The sequence below is a fragment of the Arthrobacter sp. SD76 genome (genome assembly GCF_049726125.1).
GTDB lineage: Bacteria > Actinomycetota > Actinomycetes > Actinomycetales > Micrococcaceae > Arthrobacter > Arthrobacter nitrophenolicus.
On the sequence record NZ_JBNBLR010000001.1, the window covers coordinates 3,879,116 to 3,894,934 of the forward strand.

Here is a 15,819-nt window from a genome sequence, read left to right on the forward strand (position 1 = left end):
CTATTTTGTGGGCGGCTTTTGATGCCGGAACACTAGCTTCCCACAGCGCGGCCCTCCACGGGGAACGGATCCGGGCTGATCCGGCCCGGCATCGTCCGGGGCGCTTTCCAGTTCAGCCAGCGACAACCGGTACACGCCTACTCCGCCAGGAAGCTGGACGGGACCCGCGGAGCCCTGCCGCCGCAGCAGCGCCTCCGCCGCAAGGAGCCGCTGGTAGCTGGGCTGTTGCCCGCCGACGTCGGCCGCTGCCTTGGCGATCACGCGGAACCGGATGGCGGGGGCCAAGGCGCGCAACGCCTCCTCGGGGAGGGCGACGTCGGGACCGGTCCGCTCGGCCAGGGCGGCGTAGGTGCTTTCGGCCACATCCTCGAGGTAGTCGGCGTCGAGCTGCAGGATGGCTGCCGTCCGGGCCAGGGATTCGGCAACGCCCGGACCCAGCTTCTCCTCAAGGTGCGGGAGGACCTCCACCCGGGTGCGGGACCTGGCGAAGGACGGGTCAGCGTTGGTGGGATCGTGCCAGGGCTCCAGTTCCTCCACGGCGCAGATCTCCTCGGTATCCGCGCGCCGGAGGCCCAGGAACGGCCGCAGCAGGACGCTGTTTCCCTGGCCCCGGCGGGCAGGCCGCATGCCGGCGAGGGAACGGGTTCCCGAGCCGCGGGCAAGCCCCAGCAATACCTGTTCGGCCTGGTCATCGAGCGTATGCCCGAGCAGGATTGCGTCAGCGCCCTGGCCGGCAGCCGCCGCTTCCAGGGCTTCGTGCCGCGCTTCCCGGGCCGCGGCCTCCGGGCCCATGCCCGCGCCCGCCACGGTCACGGCGCGGATCTCCACCGGTGACAGTCCAAGGTCCGTCAGCGCCGCTGCCGTGCGTGCGGCCACGTGGCCGGAACCTTCCTGGAGCTGGTGGTCCACCACCACCGCACCCACCGTCACCGGGTGGCCCTCAACGTGCCCGCGGCGTGCGAAATAGGCTGCGACGGCGGCGAGCGCCAGCGAGTCCGGCCCGCCGCTGCAGGCCACCAGGACGTGGCGGGGATACCCGGCCTGCGCCAGGGCGTCGCCCAACATCTTGCGCGCGGTGCCGACGACGGGCGCCAGCCTGCCGGGCCGCCGTCGTCCTGTGCTGGTGGTCCTGCCTGTGCTGATGGTCCTGCCGGGGACGCTTGCGGGAGCGGCAGCCGCAGGAACAACTTCAGCCTCCGGCAATTACAGTCCCATCCGCTCAAGCCACAGCTTGGCGTCGTGGATCTCAGGCTCGGCGGGCAGGTGGTCCACCGACTCCCAGACCCGGTTGAACCCTTCCATCCCGGCAACGTCCACCACGGCGCGGACAAACCGGGCGCCATCGGAGTACTGGCGCATCTTGGCATCGAGTCCCAGGAGGCTGCGGATGAACTTCTCGATCACGCCGCGGTCCTTGCCGCGGTCGTTGAAGCGCTGCCGGATGGTCTTCACGGACGGCACAATGCTGGCGTCGACGGCGTCCATCACCACGTTCGCGTGCCCCTCCAGCAGGCTCATCACGGCCGTGAGGTGCGAGATGGCGGCCTTTTCCTCCGGGTCCTGCAGCAGGTCCAGGATGGCGCCCCGGCCGGGGGTGGTGCCGGTGGCCGTGCGGTCCTTCAGCGAGCGGGCGGCCGCCGTGGCCCGCTCCATCAGCGAGTCGACGTTGCCCAGCAGGTGCCCGCTGAGTTCGTCGATCTGCTGCAGCATGTGGTGCCGCAGCCAGGGGGCAGCGGCGAACTGAACGCGGTGGGTCTGCTCGTGCAGGCACACCCAAAGACGGAAGTCCTCCGGCGTGACGTTAAGCTCGCGCTCCACGGACACGATGTTGGGCGCAACCAGCAGGAGCCTGCCGCCCGACGGCGCGTTCGACCCTTCGGCCATCGCTGCGAAGGGATCGTACTGGCCGAGCACCTTGCTCGACAGGAAGGCAAGGACGGCGCCCAACTGGCTTCCGGTGATGGCGCCGCTGACGCTGGCTGCCGCAGGACTCAAGGTTCCGCGGCGGCTTTCAAGCATCTTCTCCATGACGGGCTTCAGCATCACGGCGAAGCTCTGGGTGTTGGCCTTCGCCCAGGATGCCCTGTCCACCACGAGAACTGTGGAGTCCCGCAGGTCCCGCGCGGCTTCGAGCCCGGTGATTTCGTGGACGTGGGATACGGAGGCGTCGGCGAGTCGGCGCAGGCTGTCCACGGCTTCCGCGATTTCCGCCTGGTTCAGGACCGGCCCGGCAGGAGCCAGCCGCGCCGCGGTTGAGGCGGCCAGGTCCCAGTTGATCAGGGACTGGGCAGAGACTGGCTGGGCAGCGTTCGGCTGCGCACTGGTGGACTGCCCGTTCGTGGACAGGGCTTCCGACCCGTCCGATGTGGGCAGGGTCGATGCGGACTCGCGTGCAGTGGACTCCATAGGTCCCATCAGAACACAGCAGGCCGGGGATCGTCCTTAAGTTCGCTGACCGGCGAACCACACGGGGCGTCCCTGCCGGCGCGGATTCACGCAGTCCGCTTCACACAGTCCGCTTCACACAGTCCGCGCACAGGATCCCGAAAGCCCTTGCCTAAGAGGACCCGGCAATGTTGTTGCTATCAAGCCGGTGGCCCGGTCCGCACGAACGGCCGGTCCGCATAACCGGCGCTGGCCCGCATAACCGGCGCTCGCCCGCGCCGGTTATGCGGTCCGCGGCCGCTTATATCCGCTGAGCCCATGTCCCCAGGAGGTAACCATGATTCCCTACCGCCCCATTGCTCCCCTGACCGCCGGTCCGCGCAAGGGCTGGACATCGGTGGTTGCCGCCGTCGTCATGGCCGCCTTGCTGGGTACCGCTGCCCCTGCCGCCGTGGCAGCGGAGGCGGCACCGCCGTCGGGCGTGGTGTCCGCCAGCGTGGCGCCGCAGCTTGCGGCAACGGAACCGGTCCGCCGCGAGGCCTAGCGGCAGAGTCCTAGCGGCAGCCGCAGGCGGCGAGGGCCGTGGCCGCCCTGTCCAGTGCCACCTTGTTGCCGGCGGCGCCGGGCGTGAGTCCGTTGCCGATGAAGGAGAACACCAGGAGGCGGCCATCCGCATCCACCACATAGCCGCTCAGCGCCAGCACGGTGTTCAGCGTGCCGGTTTTGGCCCGTACCAACCCCGCGCCGCCCGCGGTGGTGCCTTCCCCGTATCGGGTGTCCAGGGTGCCGGTCAGGCCGGCCACAGGGAACCCGTCCAGTGCTTCCCGCAGCCTGCCGTCGGTACCGGCCGTCATGGCACGCACCACCTCGGCGAACTGGCGGGCGGAGACCTGTTGCCCATGGCAAGCCCGCACACATCAACAAGTTTCATGGAGTCCGCCGGGATCCCGGCCTCTGCCACCTGGGCCCGGACAGCCGCCGTGGCGCCGTCATTGCTGCCGGGCTGGCCGGTGGCAACGGCAGCCAGCCGGCCCAGTGCCTCGGCCAGGTAGTTGTCCGAATCCCGCAGCATCAGGTCGACCTGCTGCGCCACCGTGGCCGATTCCACTTCCGCCAGGACGGCAGGGGCCGCGCCAGACCCGCCGTCCACCCCGCCTTGGGCCGCCCCGGGTGAACGTTCGATGCCGGCCGCCACGGTGAGTCCCGCAGCCGCGCCCGCTTCCCGCAACCGGGCCGCGAACTCTTGGGCGGCGGTGATGGCGGAATCCTGCGGGCGCGGTCCGGTGGTGACGGCAGGATCGAAACGTGCCGAATTCAGTGCCAGCGGATAGAGCGGCGCCACCTCGCCGGCGGCAACATCGCCCTCCTGCCAGGCGGGGTTGAGGGCAGGCCCGGTAAAGAGGGAATCGTCCACCAGGACTTTGACTTCGCCGGTTGTTCCACGCGCCTGCAGCGCCTCCACGGTCCGGGCCGCCAGGGTGGCAAGGCCGGCGTGGCCCAGCACCCGTTCCGCGTCGGATTCCCCGGGGCCCAGGAGGACGTCCCCGCCGCCCGTGAGAACCACCTGGCCCGCGGCCGGGCCGGAAGTCACGGTTGTGCTGAATCGATGCTCCGGGCCCAGGGTGCGCAGCGCGGCAAGCGCCGTCAGCAGCTTCATGTTCGACGCCGGCACCCGGCCTTCGGAGGCACCCCTGTCGAAGAGGACCTGGCCCGTAAGCGCATCCTGGACGATGCCCGTGAACCCGCCGCCGCCGTCGGCCTTTAACAGGGGGTCCACTTGCGCGGTGAGCGATTCCCGGGACGGGACTGCTGCGGATGCGTCCAAAGCGCGAAGGCCTTGTTGCGGGGAAAGAGTCGTGGGGGCCTGCTGCCATTCCGGAGCGGCAGGCGGCGGGGCGGGCGGCTCCGGGCCTAGGAATCCGGGGGCTACGAGCAGTACGGCGGGGATGGCCAGCACCACCAGGAGTGCGAGGAGCGCGGCCTGCGGCCAGGTGCGGCGCGCCCTCTCCCTGCCGCTCATGACGCCCCGGCGGATGCGGTCAGGCCACGGATCCGTGCCGGTTGTTTTGGTCATGCTGGTGCTGGTCCTCAAGTCCTGAAATTTCCCCACAAGTTCCTGATTCCAGGGCCTCTCGCTATATCCTCAAGTGTAGTCGGCGGCACGGACACTCCTTTTTTGGGCCCGTCAAGTGTGCCGCGCACCCCCTGCAATTGCCGAGGAGCATTCCATGAAGCACGACGTGACCATCGAGATCCCCAAGGGATCGCGCGTCAAGTACGAAGTTGACCACGAGACCGGCCGCGTCCGCCTGGACCGCGTCCTCTTTACCGCCATGCAGTACCCCACGCACTACGGGTACTTCGAAAACACCCTCGGCGAGGACGGCGATCCCCTGGACGCCCTGGTGCTCCTGCAGGACTTCGACCTGCACCCCGGCGTCATCGTGGAGTCCCGCCCCATCGGCGTCTTCAACATGACCGACGACGGCGGCGGAGACGCCAAGATCCTGTGCGTTCCGGTGGACGCCCGCTTCGACCACATCCAGGAAGTCAGCGACGTCAACGAGTTCCTGATCAAGGAAATCGAGCACTTCTTCACCCGCTACAAGGACCTGGAGCCGGGCAAGTGGGTCAAGGCCGAGGGCTGGGGCGACCGCGCCGCCGCCGAGGCAGAGCTGGAAGCGTCCATCAAGCGCTACGTGCCCACCGGCCACTAAGTTCGCCACAGATCCCCGTCTGCTGGACAGATCCCCCATCATGCAAGGGGGAATGGTCCAGGAGGCGGGGATTTTTGTTGCCCCGCCATCTTGAACATGTGGAATCGTGGACCTGTGATTTCCGAGGCTACCTTCAGTCCCCCTGCGGCCCCGTGCTCGGCTGGCGTGACGGGGACGTCCTCCGCGCCACCGGTATCCCCTACGCCACCGCCGCCAGGTTCCAGCCGCCCGTCCCGGTTCCGGACTGGACGGAGCCCTTCTCCGCCACCTCACTGGCGCCAGCGTGCCCGCAGGGCCCGGTTCCCTTCCTCGACGACGTCCTGGGCACCCGGTACGGCGAACTTCCCGGCAGCGAGGACTGCCAGAACCTGTCAATCACCATGCCCGGGGATGCCGCCGCCGATGAACGCCTGCCCGTCATGGTGTGGATCCACGGCGGCTCCTACACCACCGGGTCGGGCGATCTCGCGATCTTCGATCCTGCCGTGCTGGTGGCCGAAAACCGTGTGGTGGTGGTTTCCGTGACCTACCGGCTGGGGCTGTTCGGATTCCTGGCCACGCACAACGGCCGGCCCGGAAACCTTGGTTTGCTGGACCAGCTGGAAGCGTTCAGGTGGGTGCGGCGGAATATCGCTGCCTTCGGCGGCGACCCCGGCCGGGTGACCGCCTTCGGCCAGTCCGCCGGTGGTGATGCCATCGCCCACCTCATGGCGACGCCGGAAGCGCCGTCGCTCTTTCAACGGGCCATCATCCAGAGCGCACCGCTGGGCATTGCCCGGGGCCGCGCGAAGATGAACCACGCCATGGGCATCGCGGCTGATGCGGTCACCGAGGACACTCCGGCCATGGAGGTGGTGGAGCGGGAAGCGCACGTTGCCCAGGTGGCCCGCAGGTTTGGGATGCTGGCGGCGATGCCCTTCGGTACCCAGTACGGTCACGCGCCGCTGCCCGAAGAAGAGGACATCGAGGCCGCCTGGAACCGCTCCGCCCCGGGCATCGACGTGCTGATTGGGCATACTTCCGAAGAAGCACGGCTGTTCCTGCCACGGAACCGGCTGTTGATGCGGGTGCAGGGCGTTCCCGTGGTGGGAGCCGCGGCGGTGCGCGCTGTGGACCGGGTGGTCACCGAAACCGTGTACGGCAGGGCGGCCCGGAGGTTTGCCCGCCGCCATGCGCGTGCCGGCGGCCGTGCACACCGCTACATTCTGCACTGGCACGCCCCGGGCAACATTTTTGGCGCTGCCCACACCATCGACCTTCCGCTGCTTTTCGGTACACGCAGCACCTGGGAGGGCGTGGGCCTGATCGCGGGGGCCGGCTGGGACGAGGTGGACGCGGTAGGCAGGCAGGTGCGGGCGCTGTGGGCAGGCTTCGCCCGCGGTGATGCGCTGGGTGACGCAGGCGGAATCCCGGGGACGCTCACCTACCACGCCGCCTAATCCAGGAGTTCAGGCCGCGCCGGCAATGTTTTTGATGGCCTCCACCAGGATGTCCTGGCGCTGGAAGTAGGCGTTGTGCCCGGCATCCTCGACCACCAGGAGCCGGGCGCCGGGCACTGTTGCGGCAACATGCTCGGCACCGCGCCGGATCCGCGGCCTTTCCTGGTCCCCGATCATCACCAGCAGCGGACTGGCTACTGATTCCAGGCCCTGCTGGAACCACTCGACGTCGGCCGGGTCGGCGCTGAGGAACTCCCCCTGGCTTTCCTCGAGGCTGCGGGGATGCCGGGCGGCCTCGATGGCGGTGGCAGTGGAACGGATCCGGATGTAGCGGGCATAGTCGCGCGGGTTGTCGGCGACCCACTGCTCCGTGAAAGAGTTTCCGACGCCCAGCCAGATCCGCTCGTCATCGTCCAGTGAACTGAACACCTCGAATTTTTCCGGCTGGCCGGCCTGTCCGGGAGGCGGCACCACCAGCGGCCAGCCCATCCCGCACACCACCAGCGCAGCAGCACCGTGGGGGTGGCGGATGGCCCAGCGGAGTGCCGTCATGCCGCCCATTGACTGGCCCACGATGACCGGCCGCTCAAGGCCGAGGGCGGTGATGAAAGCGTCCAGCTCGGCAACCCTGTCCACCAGCGGCCCCTGCCGCGGGGAGTTGGAGGACCATCCATGGTCGTAGGTGTCATAGGCCAGGACGCGGAAGCCCTGTTGCAGTTCGCTGATGATCGGCTCCCAGCATGCTGCCCCCGAGGCATGGCCGTGAAGCAGCACCACAGGGCGGCCGCGGCCGGAGTCCGTGTAGTGGATGTCGTTGCCGAGTACGTCAAGCCATGGCACGGGGATGGTCCTTTCACGCAGGGTCGGCCGGGCAGCCCACCACGCACCAGAGTTGCAGAACACGGGCAGGGAGTCACGTGGTGTCCGGCGCCGGCCGGACCAGCCGGAGGTAGAGTCTGGTCACGTGAAGACGCTCGGCGTGGACCTGGCTGCGGCCACGAAGAAGACTGCGGTGGCAGTCATCGAGTGGGACGGTGGCGCAGCGAAACTGGTGCACCTTGCGCTCGATGTAGACGACCAAGCGATCGTGGACCTGTTCGGCACCTGCGACATGGCGGGCGTCGACTGTCCCGTGGGCTGGCCGGACGCGTTGGTCCCGTTCCTCACCGGGCACGCAGCGTTCGACGCCGGACCGGTCCTGGCGCACGACGGCATAGCCGGGCGGCGCCTCCTGGCCTACCGCGACACGGACCAGTTCGTCACCGCACGCACGGGCCTCATCCCGCTGAGCGTCTCCGCGGACCGGCTGGCCCATCCGGCCATGCGCTGCGCCGTGATCCAGGCAAAAATCGCGGCGATTCACGGACCGCAGGCAAGGGACGGCTCCGGCCGGCTGGCGGAGGTCTATCCCGCAGCTTCGCTGAAGATCTGGGGGCTCAACGGGCGCGGCTACAAGGGACGCGGAATCCCCGAGGCGGAACGGCTCGGGGTGCTGCTGGACGCCCTGCGAAGCCAGGCGCCCTGGCTGGACCTGGCCGGGTACGGGGACGAACTGGCCGGATCGGACGACCTCTTCGACGCCGTCGTCGCTTCGCTGACCGCCCGCGCCGTGGCGCGCCGTCGCACGCTCCTGCCCGGCGAAACCCAGGCCGCCGCCGCGCTGACGGAGGGGTGGATCCACCTGCCGTCCTGCCCGCTGGACGAGTTGGCGGACTAAAACGGGTCAGCTCCCCAGCTTCCAGTCCCTGATCTCCTCCAGGTCTTCACCGTGCTGCCTGGTGTGGTCCCTCGCCCGCATGCGCCGGTCCTGGAGGTCCTGCCGCAGGAGCGAGTGCTTCTCGGCCAGCCCCGGAACGCGGTCAATCGCATCGATCGCCAGCTGGAAACGGTCGATGCCGTTCAGCATGGCCATGTCGAAGGGCGTTGTGGTGGTTCCCTCCTCCTTATACCCGCGCACGTGCATGCCTTCCTGGTTGGTGCGGCGGTAGGTGAGCCGGTGGATCAGCGCCGGGTAGCCGTGGTAGGCGAAAATAATCGGCTTGTCCGTGGTGAAGATCCCGTCAAAATCCCGTGACGGTAGCCCGTGCGGGTGCTCGCTCTCGTCCTGCAGCCGCATCAGGTCCACCACATTGACTACCCGGACCTTCAGCCCGGGTACGCCATCGCGGAGCAGTTCCGCCGCGACCACGGTTTCCACGGTGGGGACGTCGCCCGCGCAGGCGAGGACCACGTCCGGCTCCTCACCGGGGACTTCGGACCCGGCGAACCCCCAGATTCCCAGCCCGCGCCGGCAATGGTGGGCGGCATCGGCGGGTCCCAGCCAGGTGGGGACGGCTGCTTGCCGCTGACCACGATGTTCACGTAGTCCGTGGACGCCAGGCAGCCCTCCATGACGGACAGCAGGGTGTTCGCGTCCGGCGGCAGGTACACCCGGATCACCTCGGCTTTTTTGTTCACCGCATGGTCGATGAACCCGGGATCCTGGTGCGAGAAGCCGTTGTGATCCTGCTGCCAGACGTGCGAGGACAGCAGGTAGTTCAGTGAAGCCACCGGTTGGCGCCACGGCAGCTTGCGGTGGACCTTCAGCCATTTGGCGTGTTGGTTGAACATGGAGTCGACTATGTGGATGAACGCCTCGTAGCAGCTGAACACCCCGTGCCGTCCGGTCAGCAGGTAACCCTCGAGCCAGCCCTGGCACAGGTGCTCACTCAGGACCTCCATGACCCGGCCGGACCGGGCGAGGTGCTCGTCGACGTCGTCGATCCGGTACTGCCACACCTTGTCCGTGACCTCGTAGACGTTCTGCAGCCGGTTTGACGCCGTCTCGTCCGGGCCGAAGAGCCGGAAGTTTTCCATGTTCAGGGAGATGACGTCCCGCATCCATGAACCCAACGTGATCATGGGACTCACCCGCTCCGTGCCGGGGGCCGGAACTTCCACCGCGTGGTCCCGGTACTCTGGCAGTTTCAGCGCACGCCGGAGCAGGCCGCCGTTTGCGTGGGGTGTGGCGCTCATCCTGAAGTTCCCGGTGGGCGCCCCCTCGGCGACGTCGGGGCGGAGCCGGCCGTCGCCGTCGAACAGCTCCTCGGGGCGGTAGGACTTCAGCCACTCCTCAAGCTGCCGCAGGTGGTCCCCGTTGGTCCGCACCTCCGAGAGCGGGACCTGGTGGCTGCGCCACGTGCCCTCCACCTGCTTCCCGTCAACGCTCCGCGGCCCGGTCCAGCCCTTCGGCGAGCGCAGCACGATCATGGGCCAGCGGGGTGCTGCCCGGTCCGCAGTATCCCTGTTTTCGGGATTTTCTGCGGGGGCCTTGTAGGCGTCCTGGATGGCGCGGATCTCCGCCATGCAGCGGTCCAGCGCTTCGGCGAAGTCACGGTGCGCTTTTTCGAAGGCGTCGGGGTCGTCCACAGTGACGAAATAGGGTTCGTGGCCGTAGCCGCGCAGCAGCTGTTCCAGCTGCTGCTCCGGCATCCGTGCCAGGACGGTGGGGTTGGCAATCTTGTAGCCGTTGAGGTGCAGGATGGGCAGCACGGCACCGTCCGCTGCCGGGTCCAGGAAGTTGTGGGAGTGCCAGCTGGCGGCCAGCGGCCCGGTTTCGGCCTCGCCGTCGCCAATGACCACGGCGGTGACCAGCTGGGGGTTGTCGAACACCGAGCCGTAGGCGTGGGCCAGCGAGTAGCCGAGTTCACCGCCCTCGCTGATGGAGCCGGGGCTCTCCGGCGCGGCATGGCTGGGGATGCCGCCCGGGTAGGAGAACTGGCGGAAGAGCTCCGCCATGCCCTCGGCGTCGTTGCCCACGTGGGCGTAGATCTCCGAGTATGTGCCTTCCAGCCAGGCATTGGCGACGACGGCGGGACCACCATGGCCGGGTCCGGCCACAAAGAGCATCTCGGTGGAGTCGCGGCGGATCACGCGGTTCAGGTGGGCGTAGACGAAGTTGAGTCCGGGGGTGGTCCCCCAGTGCCCCAGCAGCCTGGACTTGGTGTGCTCCGCCGTGAGCGGTTCACGCAGCAGCGGGTTGGAGCGGAGGTAGATCTGGCCAACGGAAAGGTAGTTGGCCGCACGCCACCAGCGGTCCACCAGCTCGAGTTCTTCCTGCCCTGCGTCGTGCTGCACTGCGTCGTCGTGCATTGCCTCGTCCTGCCCCATGCTGCCGGTCATAGCCATCCTCACGTCGCGTCCGCCGCCTTCCGGCAGCCGTCACTCCATCGCAACAGATGGGCCGGGCCGAGGCAACTGCTGGCGGCAGGATCGGGTCCGTCTTACGGCTTGACCAGCCGTAACACTGAAGTTCCGGGATTCCTACCACCGGGTAGTGTGTAGCCAGAATGTTCACGCTGACTATCAATCAAACGGACAGCCGGCGCGATGGGGACCGGGTTCCGCAGCTCCTCAAGGACCTGCGGCATATTCCGGCGCGCCTGGACTTTGACCGCTCCGTCGAGGACGAGGTCCAGGGCATCGTCGACTGCCCGCACCAGGCGGTGGATGCGGCGCTGATCGCCCTGCGCAGCGGCTTATGGTATGTGGGGATCGGGGTGGGACCGGTGAACGAGCCGCTGCCCAACCAGATCAAGGATGCTTCCGGACACGGCCTGGTCTACGCGCGGCGGGCAGTGGACCGGCTGCGCAGCAGCAAGGACCGCGTTCCTGTGGCGGTGGAGGGTCCGCTGGCTGACGTGGCGCACGACGCCGAGGCGGTGCTCCGGCTGCTCGGCCACATTGTGCGCGACAGGTCCGGCGCCGAGTGGCGGGTGCTCGACCTGCTGACGCCCGGCGTCCGTGGGCAGCAGAAGGCCGTGGCGCAGGAGCTGGGCATCACCACCCAGGCCGTCAGCAAGGCGGTGGCGCGGGCGCAGTGGAACGAGGAGCACGCAGCACGGCCGGCGGCGGCCCGGCTGCTGGGACTGATCCTCGAGGTGCGCTGACCGGCAAAGCCGCCGGCCGCCGTCGGGCCTGTATTTAGCTTGAGGTGGCCGCCAGCACAGGTTCCCCGTTGAAGTATTCAAGCTGCCAGCCGTCGATGGTGTGGTGGTGCGCCAGGTTGAGGACGGCGTTGTTGACGCTCGTCAGGGTCTGCCCGGTGGCGCGGCTCAGGGTGACGCGGAGCAGCGTGCCGTGCGTGACCACCAGGAGGCGCTGGCCGCGGAACTCGTCGGCGAGGGCTTCCAGCGCGGCGAGGCCGCGGGTTGCTGCCTCGTCCTCGCTCTCGGCGCCCTTGAAGCCGCCCGGGACGCGCAGGGCCTCCAGCTCGGGCCCTGCCTGCATGCCCTCGGCCGGGCCGAAGCTGCGCTCGGTCAGTTCCGGTACGCGCCGGGCCACTGCCAGGCCCAGGCCTTCGGCGATCAGGTCTGCTGTTTCGGCCGCACGGCTCAGCGGCGAGGAAACGATGGCGTCCCACTGGTACGGGGCGAGGACGGCGACGGCGTCACGCGCCTGGCCGCGGCCGACGTCGTTCAGGGGAATGTCAGTGGCTCCCTGCAGCCGGCGCTCGGCGTTCCAGTCAGTCTGGCCGTGGCGGACGAGGGCGAACGTCGTAAGGGTCATGGTTCCTGATTCTGCCTTGGCTGGCGGCGGGGTCAGGACCAGGCAGCCCTCACCGTCCGCCCGCAGCCGGTTCACCGGGCCTTCCGGACGGATCCCTAGAGGAGGCTGCGCAGCACGTGGGCGGCGCCGTCGTCGAACACCGAGTGGGTGACTTCGTCAGCGACGGCCAGCACTTCCTCCGGCGCCTGGCCCATGGCCACGCCCCTGCCTGCCCAGGCAAGCATCTCGATGTCGTTCCGGCCATCGCCGATGGCAACGGTGAGGTCCGGATCGATGCCCAGCTGGAGGCGGAGGTTTTCCAGGGCGCTGGCCTTGGTAACCCCGGCTGCGGCAATGTCCAGCCACGCGGTCCAGCCCACCGAGTAGGTGACGCCGGCAAGGCCGATGTGGCGGATGGCCTCGTTGAACTCCTCCGGCGTGTTTTCGGTGCTGAACACCACCACGCGCACTGCCGTGGCTTCGAGCATGGTATGGAAATCCACACCTACGGCTTCCACCCCGAAGCTGGCGTCCTGGAACCGCTCGGTGGAGAGGAAGTTGCCGTCAGCGTCCTCCAGGGCGTACTTGGCGGACGGCAGCCGTTCCCGGAGGGCGCGGAGTGCGGGGGCGGGATCGAAGGTTGCCTTGTGGATGACCTCGTAGCCGTCCTCCAGTTCGGGGTGAAGGCGCAGGGTTACGCCGCCGTTGCAGCACACGGCGTAGCCGCGCTCGATCCCGATCTTCTCGATGATGGGCAGGGTGGCATTCAGGGACCGGCCGGTGGCAATCATGACTTCATGTCCCACGCCCACTACGGCCTGCGCAGCTTCCCGGACACCCGGCGACATGTGGCCGTCATGGTTCACGAGCGTGCCGTCCACATCCAGGGCGATCATGAGCTTCCGGCGATTCTGGCCCTCGGTGTTGTTCTGGTTGTCTCGCCGGTCATCGTTGCCGGCGACTGTGTTTTCAGTCAGCGTTGTCATTCATCTAGTAGAGCAGAAGGCCATGACACCGGGTAGGACGCGCGCCACAGGTTGGCTGAACTCCGGGTTAATACTCACAGGTTGTCCCCCGTGTGAGTGTTTACCTTGGCAGCTCCACCGCCTCAACCCCTGGCTTGTTCGCCGTTCCGTGCCTTGATGGTTAGGAGTCGCGAACAAGCCCGGGAACGGCGCCGGGCCTCAGCGTTTCTGTCGTGGACGGAGGCCGGCAGCCAGGAGCTTGCGCTTAAGGCGGTCCGGGCTTTGGACATCACTCCAAGCCCACCGCACGAAGGTATACCCCAAGGCGCGGATCCGGTCTTCCCGGAGTTTCTCCCGGTAAACAGCTTCGTCTGCCGAGATCCCGCCCCGCATTGCCGGGTCAACATACTTCGCCTTGCCATCGAACTCGCCTACGACTCTTTGCCGCGGCCACCAGAAGTCACTCCTGCCGATGAAGCCGTTCCGGTCGTTAAATACCTGCTGGAGGACCGGCTGCTCGAATCCAAGGAACTCAAATGCAGCCCGGCTGTAGGATTCGCCCACCGATTCCGGCAGCGGGCTTGCCAGCGATGCCACGAACTCTGCCCGTTGCCGGGCCGCTTCATTAGGCTGCGCCGAGATGGCGGCTGCCACTTCAGGCACGGACATCAAACCTGACCCCGGCGCAATCGTCCATTGGCCACTTAGCCTGCGCGCGGCTCCGTCCGCCACAACCAACGCCTCGCTGAGCGCTGCGGAAGCCATAATGTCGGCCGTCACCTGGGCCAGTCCCACACAGAGGAATTCACCGTGGCGCACCGGCTCCATTCCCGACCTGAGGCAGTAGCGGAGCGGATATGAGCGAATCTTCCGCGCCTCCAAGGCCGTGCTGTCCTCGCCCAGCACCTGAAGTGACGACTTCCTGGCACCGCTGCGTCCCGGCTGTGTGGTGGCAAGCTCAACGAAAGCCGGAGTGCCGAGAGTGGGCAGCCCGCTGGCCAGGGCAGCGGTTTGTCCGGTCAGTACTGCACCGTTGATTGACCTGGTGATTGCCACCGTCGACCAGGCGAAGCGGTGCGACGGTTGGGCCGCTACCCAGTCATTGGTGGGCACATAGAAACCACGCCGGATCCGTACCAGTTTCCCGGCCCGGAATTCCCGGTGGATGCGGTCGGTGCCGGATCCTGTGCGCAGAACAGCGGCAGAGTCGATCAGTCCAGGCGGAACGTCCATCCCTCCAGAATGATGGCCGGACAGCCGGCGGTCAGGGGACGGCCCTGCTATGTGGATAGCCGGGGAAAACGAAGGGCACCGGCAAACCATAGAGTTGCGCATCGGTCCAGGCTTGTTCGCACATCCGGCCCTTGAGGGCACTGATCCGCGGACAAGCCTGGGAGCGACCAAACAAACCCGGGGCTACAGGACCGGAAGCACCTCGAGGCCACCCAGGTACTTCTGCAGCGCCTTGGGGACGTTCACGGAGCCGTCAGCGTTCTGGTGGTGCTCCAGCAGCGCCACGATCCAGCGGGTGGTGGCCAGGGTGCCGTTGAGCGTGGCAACAGCCCGGGTGCCCTTGGCAACACCATCCGCATTAACAGCCCGCTCACGGATGTTGAGGCGGCGGGCCTGGAACGTGGTGCAGTTTGAGGTGGAGGTCAGCTCGCGGTAGGCGCCCTGCGTGGGGACCCACGCCTCGCAGTCGAACTTGCGGGCGGCGGAGGTGCCAAGGTCGCCGGCGGCGGTGTCGATGACGCGGTACGGCAGCTCGCACTTGGCCAGCATTTCCTCTTCCCACGCCAGCAGCCGCTGGTGCTCGGCGGCAGCTTCCTCAACCGTGGTGTAGATGAACATCTCCACTTTATTGAACTGGTGCACGCGGATGATGCCCCGGGTGTCCTTGCCGTGCGATCCGGCCTCGCGCCGGTAGCAGGAGCTCTGCCCGGCGTAGCGGATGGGGCCCGCCGAGAGGTCCAGGATCTCGTCGGCGTGGTAGCCGGCCAGGGAAACCTCGGAGGTGCCCACCAGGTAAAGGTCGTCTTCGGCGAGACGGTAGATCTCGGCGTCGTGCTTCACATCGAAGCCGGTGCCCTGCATGGTTTCGGGACGCACCAGGGTGGGGGTGATCATCGGGACGAAGCCGTTCTCGATGGCCTGGTCCATGGCCATCTGCAGCAGGGCCATCTCCAGCCGGGCGCCCACGCCGCGGAGGAAGTAGAAGCGTGCGCCGGACACCTTGGCGCCGCGTTCCATGTCGATCGCGCCGATCAGCTCGCCGATCTCCAGGTGGTCGCGCGGCTCAAAGTCGGGAAATTCGCGCGGCGTACCGACGGTCTTGACCACAACGTAGTCGTCCTCGCCGCCCTCGGGAACGCCGTCCTCGATGAGGTTGGGGATGGTGCGCAGGAGTTCCTCCTGCTTGGTCTGCGCGGCATCGGCTTCGGCGGACGCCGCCTTGACCGAGTTGGCCAGTTCCTTGACCTCTGCCAGCAGGGCCTGCTTCTCCTCGCCCTTGGCCTGCGCCACCTTCTTGCCGAAGGCGTTCTGCTCGGCCCGCAGGTTTTCGAAGCGGATCAACGCTGCCCGGCGGGCGGAATCCGCGGCAATGATCGCGTCCACCACTGATTCGTCCGCGCCGCGGGCGCGCTGGCTGGCCCGGAACTTGTCCGGGTTTTCGCTGAGGTCTTTTACGTCGATCACCATCCAAGGGTATCCAAAAGAATGCACGACGTCGGGCGGTTACGGAGCGTGCCGGAACGGGCCGCCTTCCGCCGGGCTACTGTTGAACCA

General features: G+C 67.8%; 12 protein-coding genes and 2 pseudogenes. 5 read left to right on the plus strand and 9 right to left on the minus strand.

The window, feature by feature from the left end; genetic code table 11:
* Nucleotides 1-1,065: a tRNA lysidine(34) synthetase TilS gene (gene tilS / locus ACPEE0_RS18775; protein ID WP_200859162.1), complete on the minus strand. Its 1,065-nt coding sequence runs from the start codon at nt 1,063-1,065 to the stop codon at nt 1-3.
* 138 nt (nt 1,066-1,203) lie between these two features.
* On the minus strand, nt 1,204-2,406 hold the full coding sequence (locus ACPEE0_RS18780) for a zinc-dependent metalloprotease (RefSeq protein WP_424575044.1): 1,203 nt from the start codon (nt 2,404-2,406) through the stop codon (nt 1,204-1,206).
* A gap of 316 nt (nt 2,407-2,722) precedes the next feature.
* On the opposite strand from ACPEE0_RS18780, the gene ACPEE0_RS18785 reads away from it, so the two are divergent.
* Complete coding sequence (locus ACPEE0_RS18785; RefSeq protein WP_407710374.1) at nt 2,723-2,929, plus strand: hypothetical protein; 207 nt, start codon at nt 2,723-2,725, stop codon at nt 2,927-2,929.
* A 10-nt stretch (nt 2,930-2,939) separates the two neighbouring features.
* Here ACPEE0_RS18785 and dacB read toward each other — a convergent pair.
* Nucleotides 2,940-4,459, minus strand: a pseudogene (gene dacB / locus ACPEE0_RS18790) (D-alanyl-D-alanine carboxypeptidase/D-alanyl-D-alanine endopeptidase).
* Between the two features lie 154 nt (nt 4,460-4,613).
* On the opposite strand from dacB, the gene ACPEE0_RS18795 reads away from it, so the two are divergent.
* The gene (locus ACPEE0_RS18795) at nt 4,614-5,102 is read left to right on the plus strand and encodes an inorganic diphosphatase (protein ID WP_013599443.1); all 489 of its coding nucleotides are present in this window, start codon (nt 4,614-4,616) and stop codon (nt 5,100-5,102) included.
* A gap of 152 nt (nt 5,103-5,254) precedes the next feature.
* Entirely contained in the window at nt 5,255-6,541 is a 1,287-nt protein-coding gene (locus ACPEE0_RS18800) for a carboxylesterase family protein (RefSeq protein ID WP_424575045.1), read from the plus strand.
* A 9-nt stretch (nt 6,542-6,550) separates the two neighbouring features.
* On the opposite strand, the gene ACPEE0_RS18805 is transcribed toward ACPEE0_RS18800, so the two are convergent.
* Complete coding sequence (locus tag ACPEE0_RS18805) at nt 6,551-7,381, minus strand: alpha/beta fold hydrolase (protein WP_424575046.1); 831 nt, start codon at nt 7,379-7,381, stop codon at nt 6,551-6,553.
* A 124-nt stretch (nt 7,382-7,505) separates the two neighbouring features.
* On the opposite strand from ACPEE0_RS18805, the gene ACPEE0_RS18810 reads away from it, so the two are divergent.
* Nucleotides 7,506-8,258, plus strand: coding sequence for a DUF429 domain-containing protein (locus ACPEE0_RS18810; protein WP_424575047.1), 753 nt, complete (start codon nt 7,506-7,508; stop codon nt 8,256-8,258).
* 6 nt (nt 8,259-8,264) lie between these two features.
* On the opposite strand, the pseudogene ACPEE0_RS18815 reads toward ACPEE0_RS18810, so the two are convergent.
* Nucleotides 8,265-10,702, minus strand: a pseudogene (locus ACPEE0_RS18815) (phosphoketolase family protein).
* Nucleotides 10,703-10,869: 167 nt separating this feature from the next.
* Here ACPEE0_RS18815 and ACPEE0_RS18820 point away from each other — a divergent pair.
* Complete coding sequence (locus ACPEE0_RS18820) at nt 10,870-11,469, plus strand: hypothetical protein (protein WP_009358397.1); 600 nt, start codon at nt 10,870-10,872, stop codon at nt 11,467-11,469.
* Between the two features lie 34 nt (nt 11,470-11,503).
* Here the strand turns inward: ACPEE0_RS18820 and ACPEE0_RS18825 are convergent, their stop codons facing one another.
* The 4 genes from ACPEE0_RS18825 to serS all read right to left on the minus strand — a co-directional run bounded on the left by ACPEE0_RS18825 (nt 11,504) and on the right by serS (nt 15,729).
* Nucleotides 11,504-12,088: a histidine phosphatase family protein gene (locus ACPEE0_RS18825; protein ID WP_133349627.1), complete on the minus strand. Its 585-nt coding sequence runs from the start codon at nt 12,086-12,088 to the stop codon at nt 11,504-11,506.
* A 95-nt stretch (nt 12,089-12,183) separates the two neighbouring features.
* A complete protein-coding gene (locus tag ACPEE0_RS18830; RefSeq protein ID WP_424575048.1) occupies nt 12,184-13,053 on the minus strand; it encodes an HAD family hydrolase in 870 nt (289 codons plus the stop codon).
* 198 nt (nt 13,054-13,251) lie between these two features.
* Complete coding sequence (locus ACPEE0_RS18835) at nt 13,252-14,265, minus strand: hypothetical protein (protein ID WP_009358400.1); 1,014 nt, start codon at nt 14,263-14,265, stop codon at nt 13,252-13,254.
* A 183-nt stretch (nt 14,266-14,448) separates the two neighbouring features.
* Complete coding sequence (gene serS / locus ACPEE0_RS18840) at nt 14,449-15,729, minus strand: serine--tRNA ligase (RefSeq protein WP_133349787.1); 1,281 nt, start codon at nt 15,727-15,729, stop codon at nt 14,449-14,451.
* Nucleotides 15,730-15,819 lie beyond the last annotated feature (90 nt).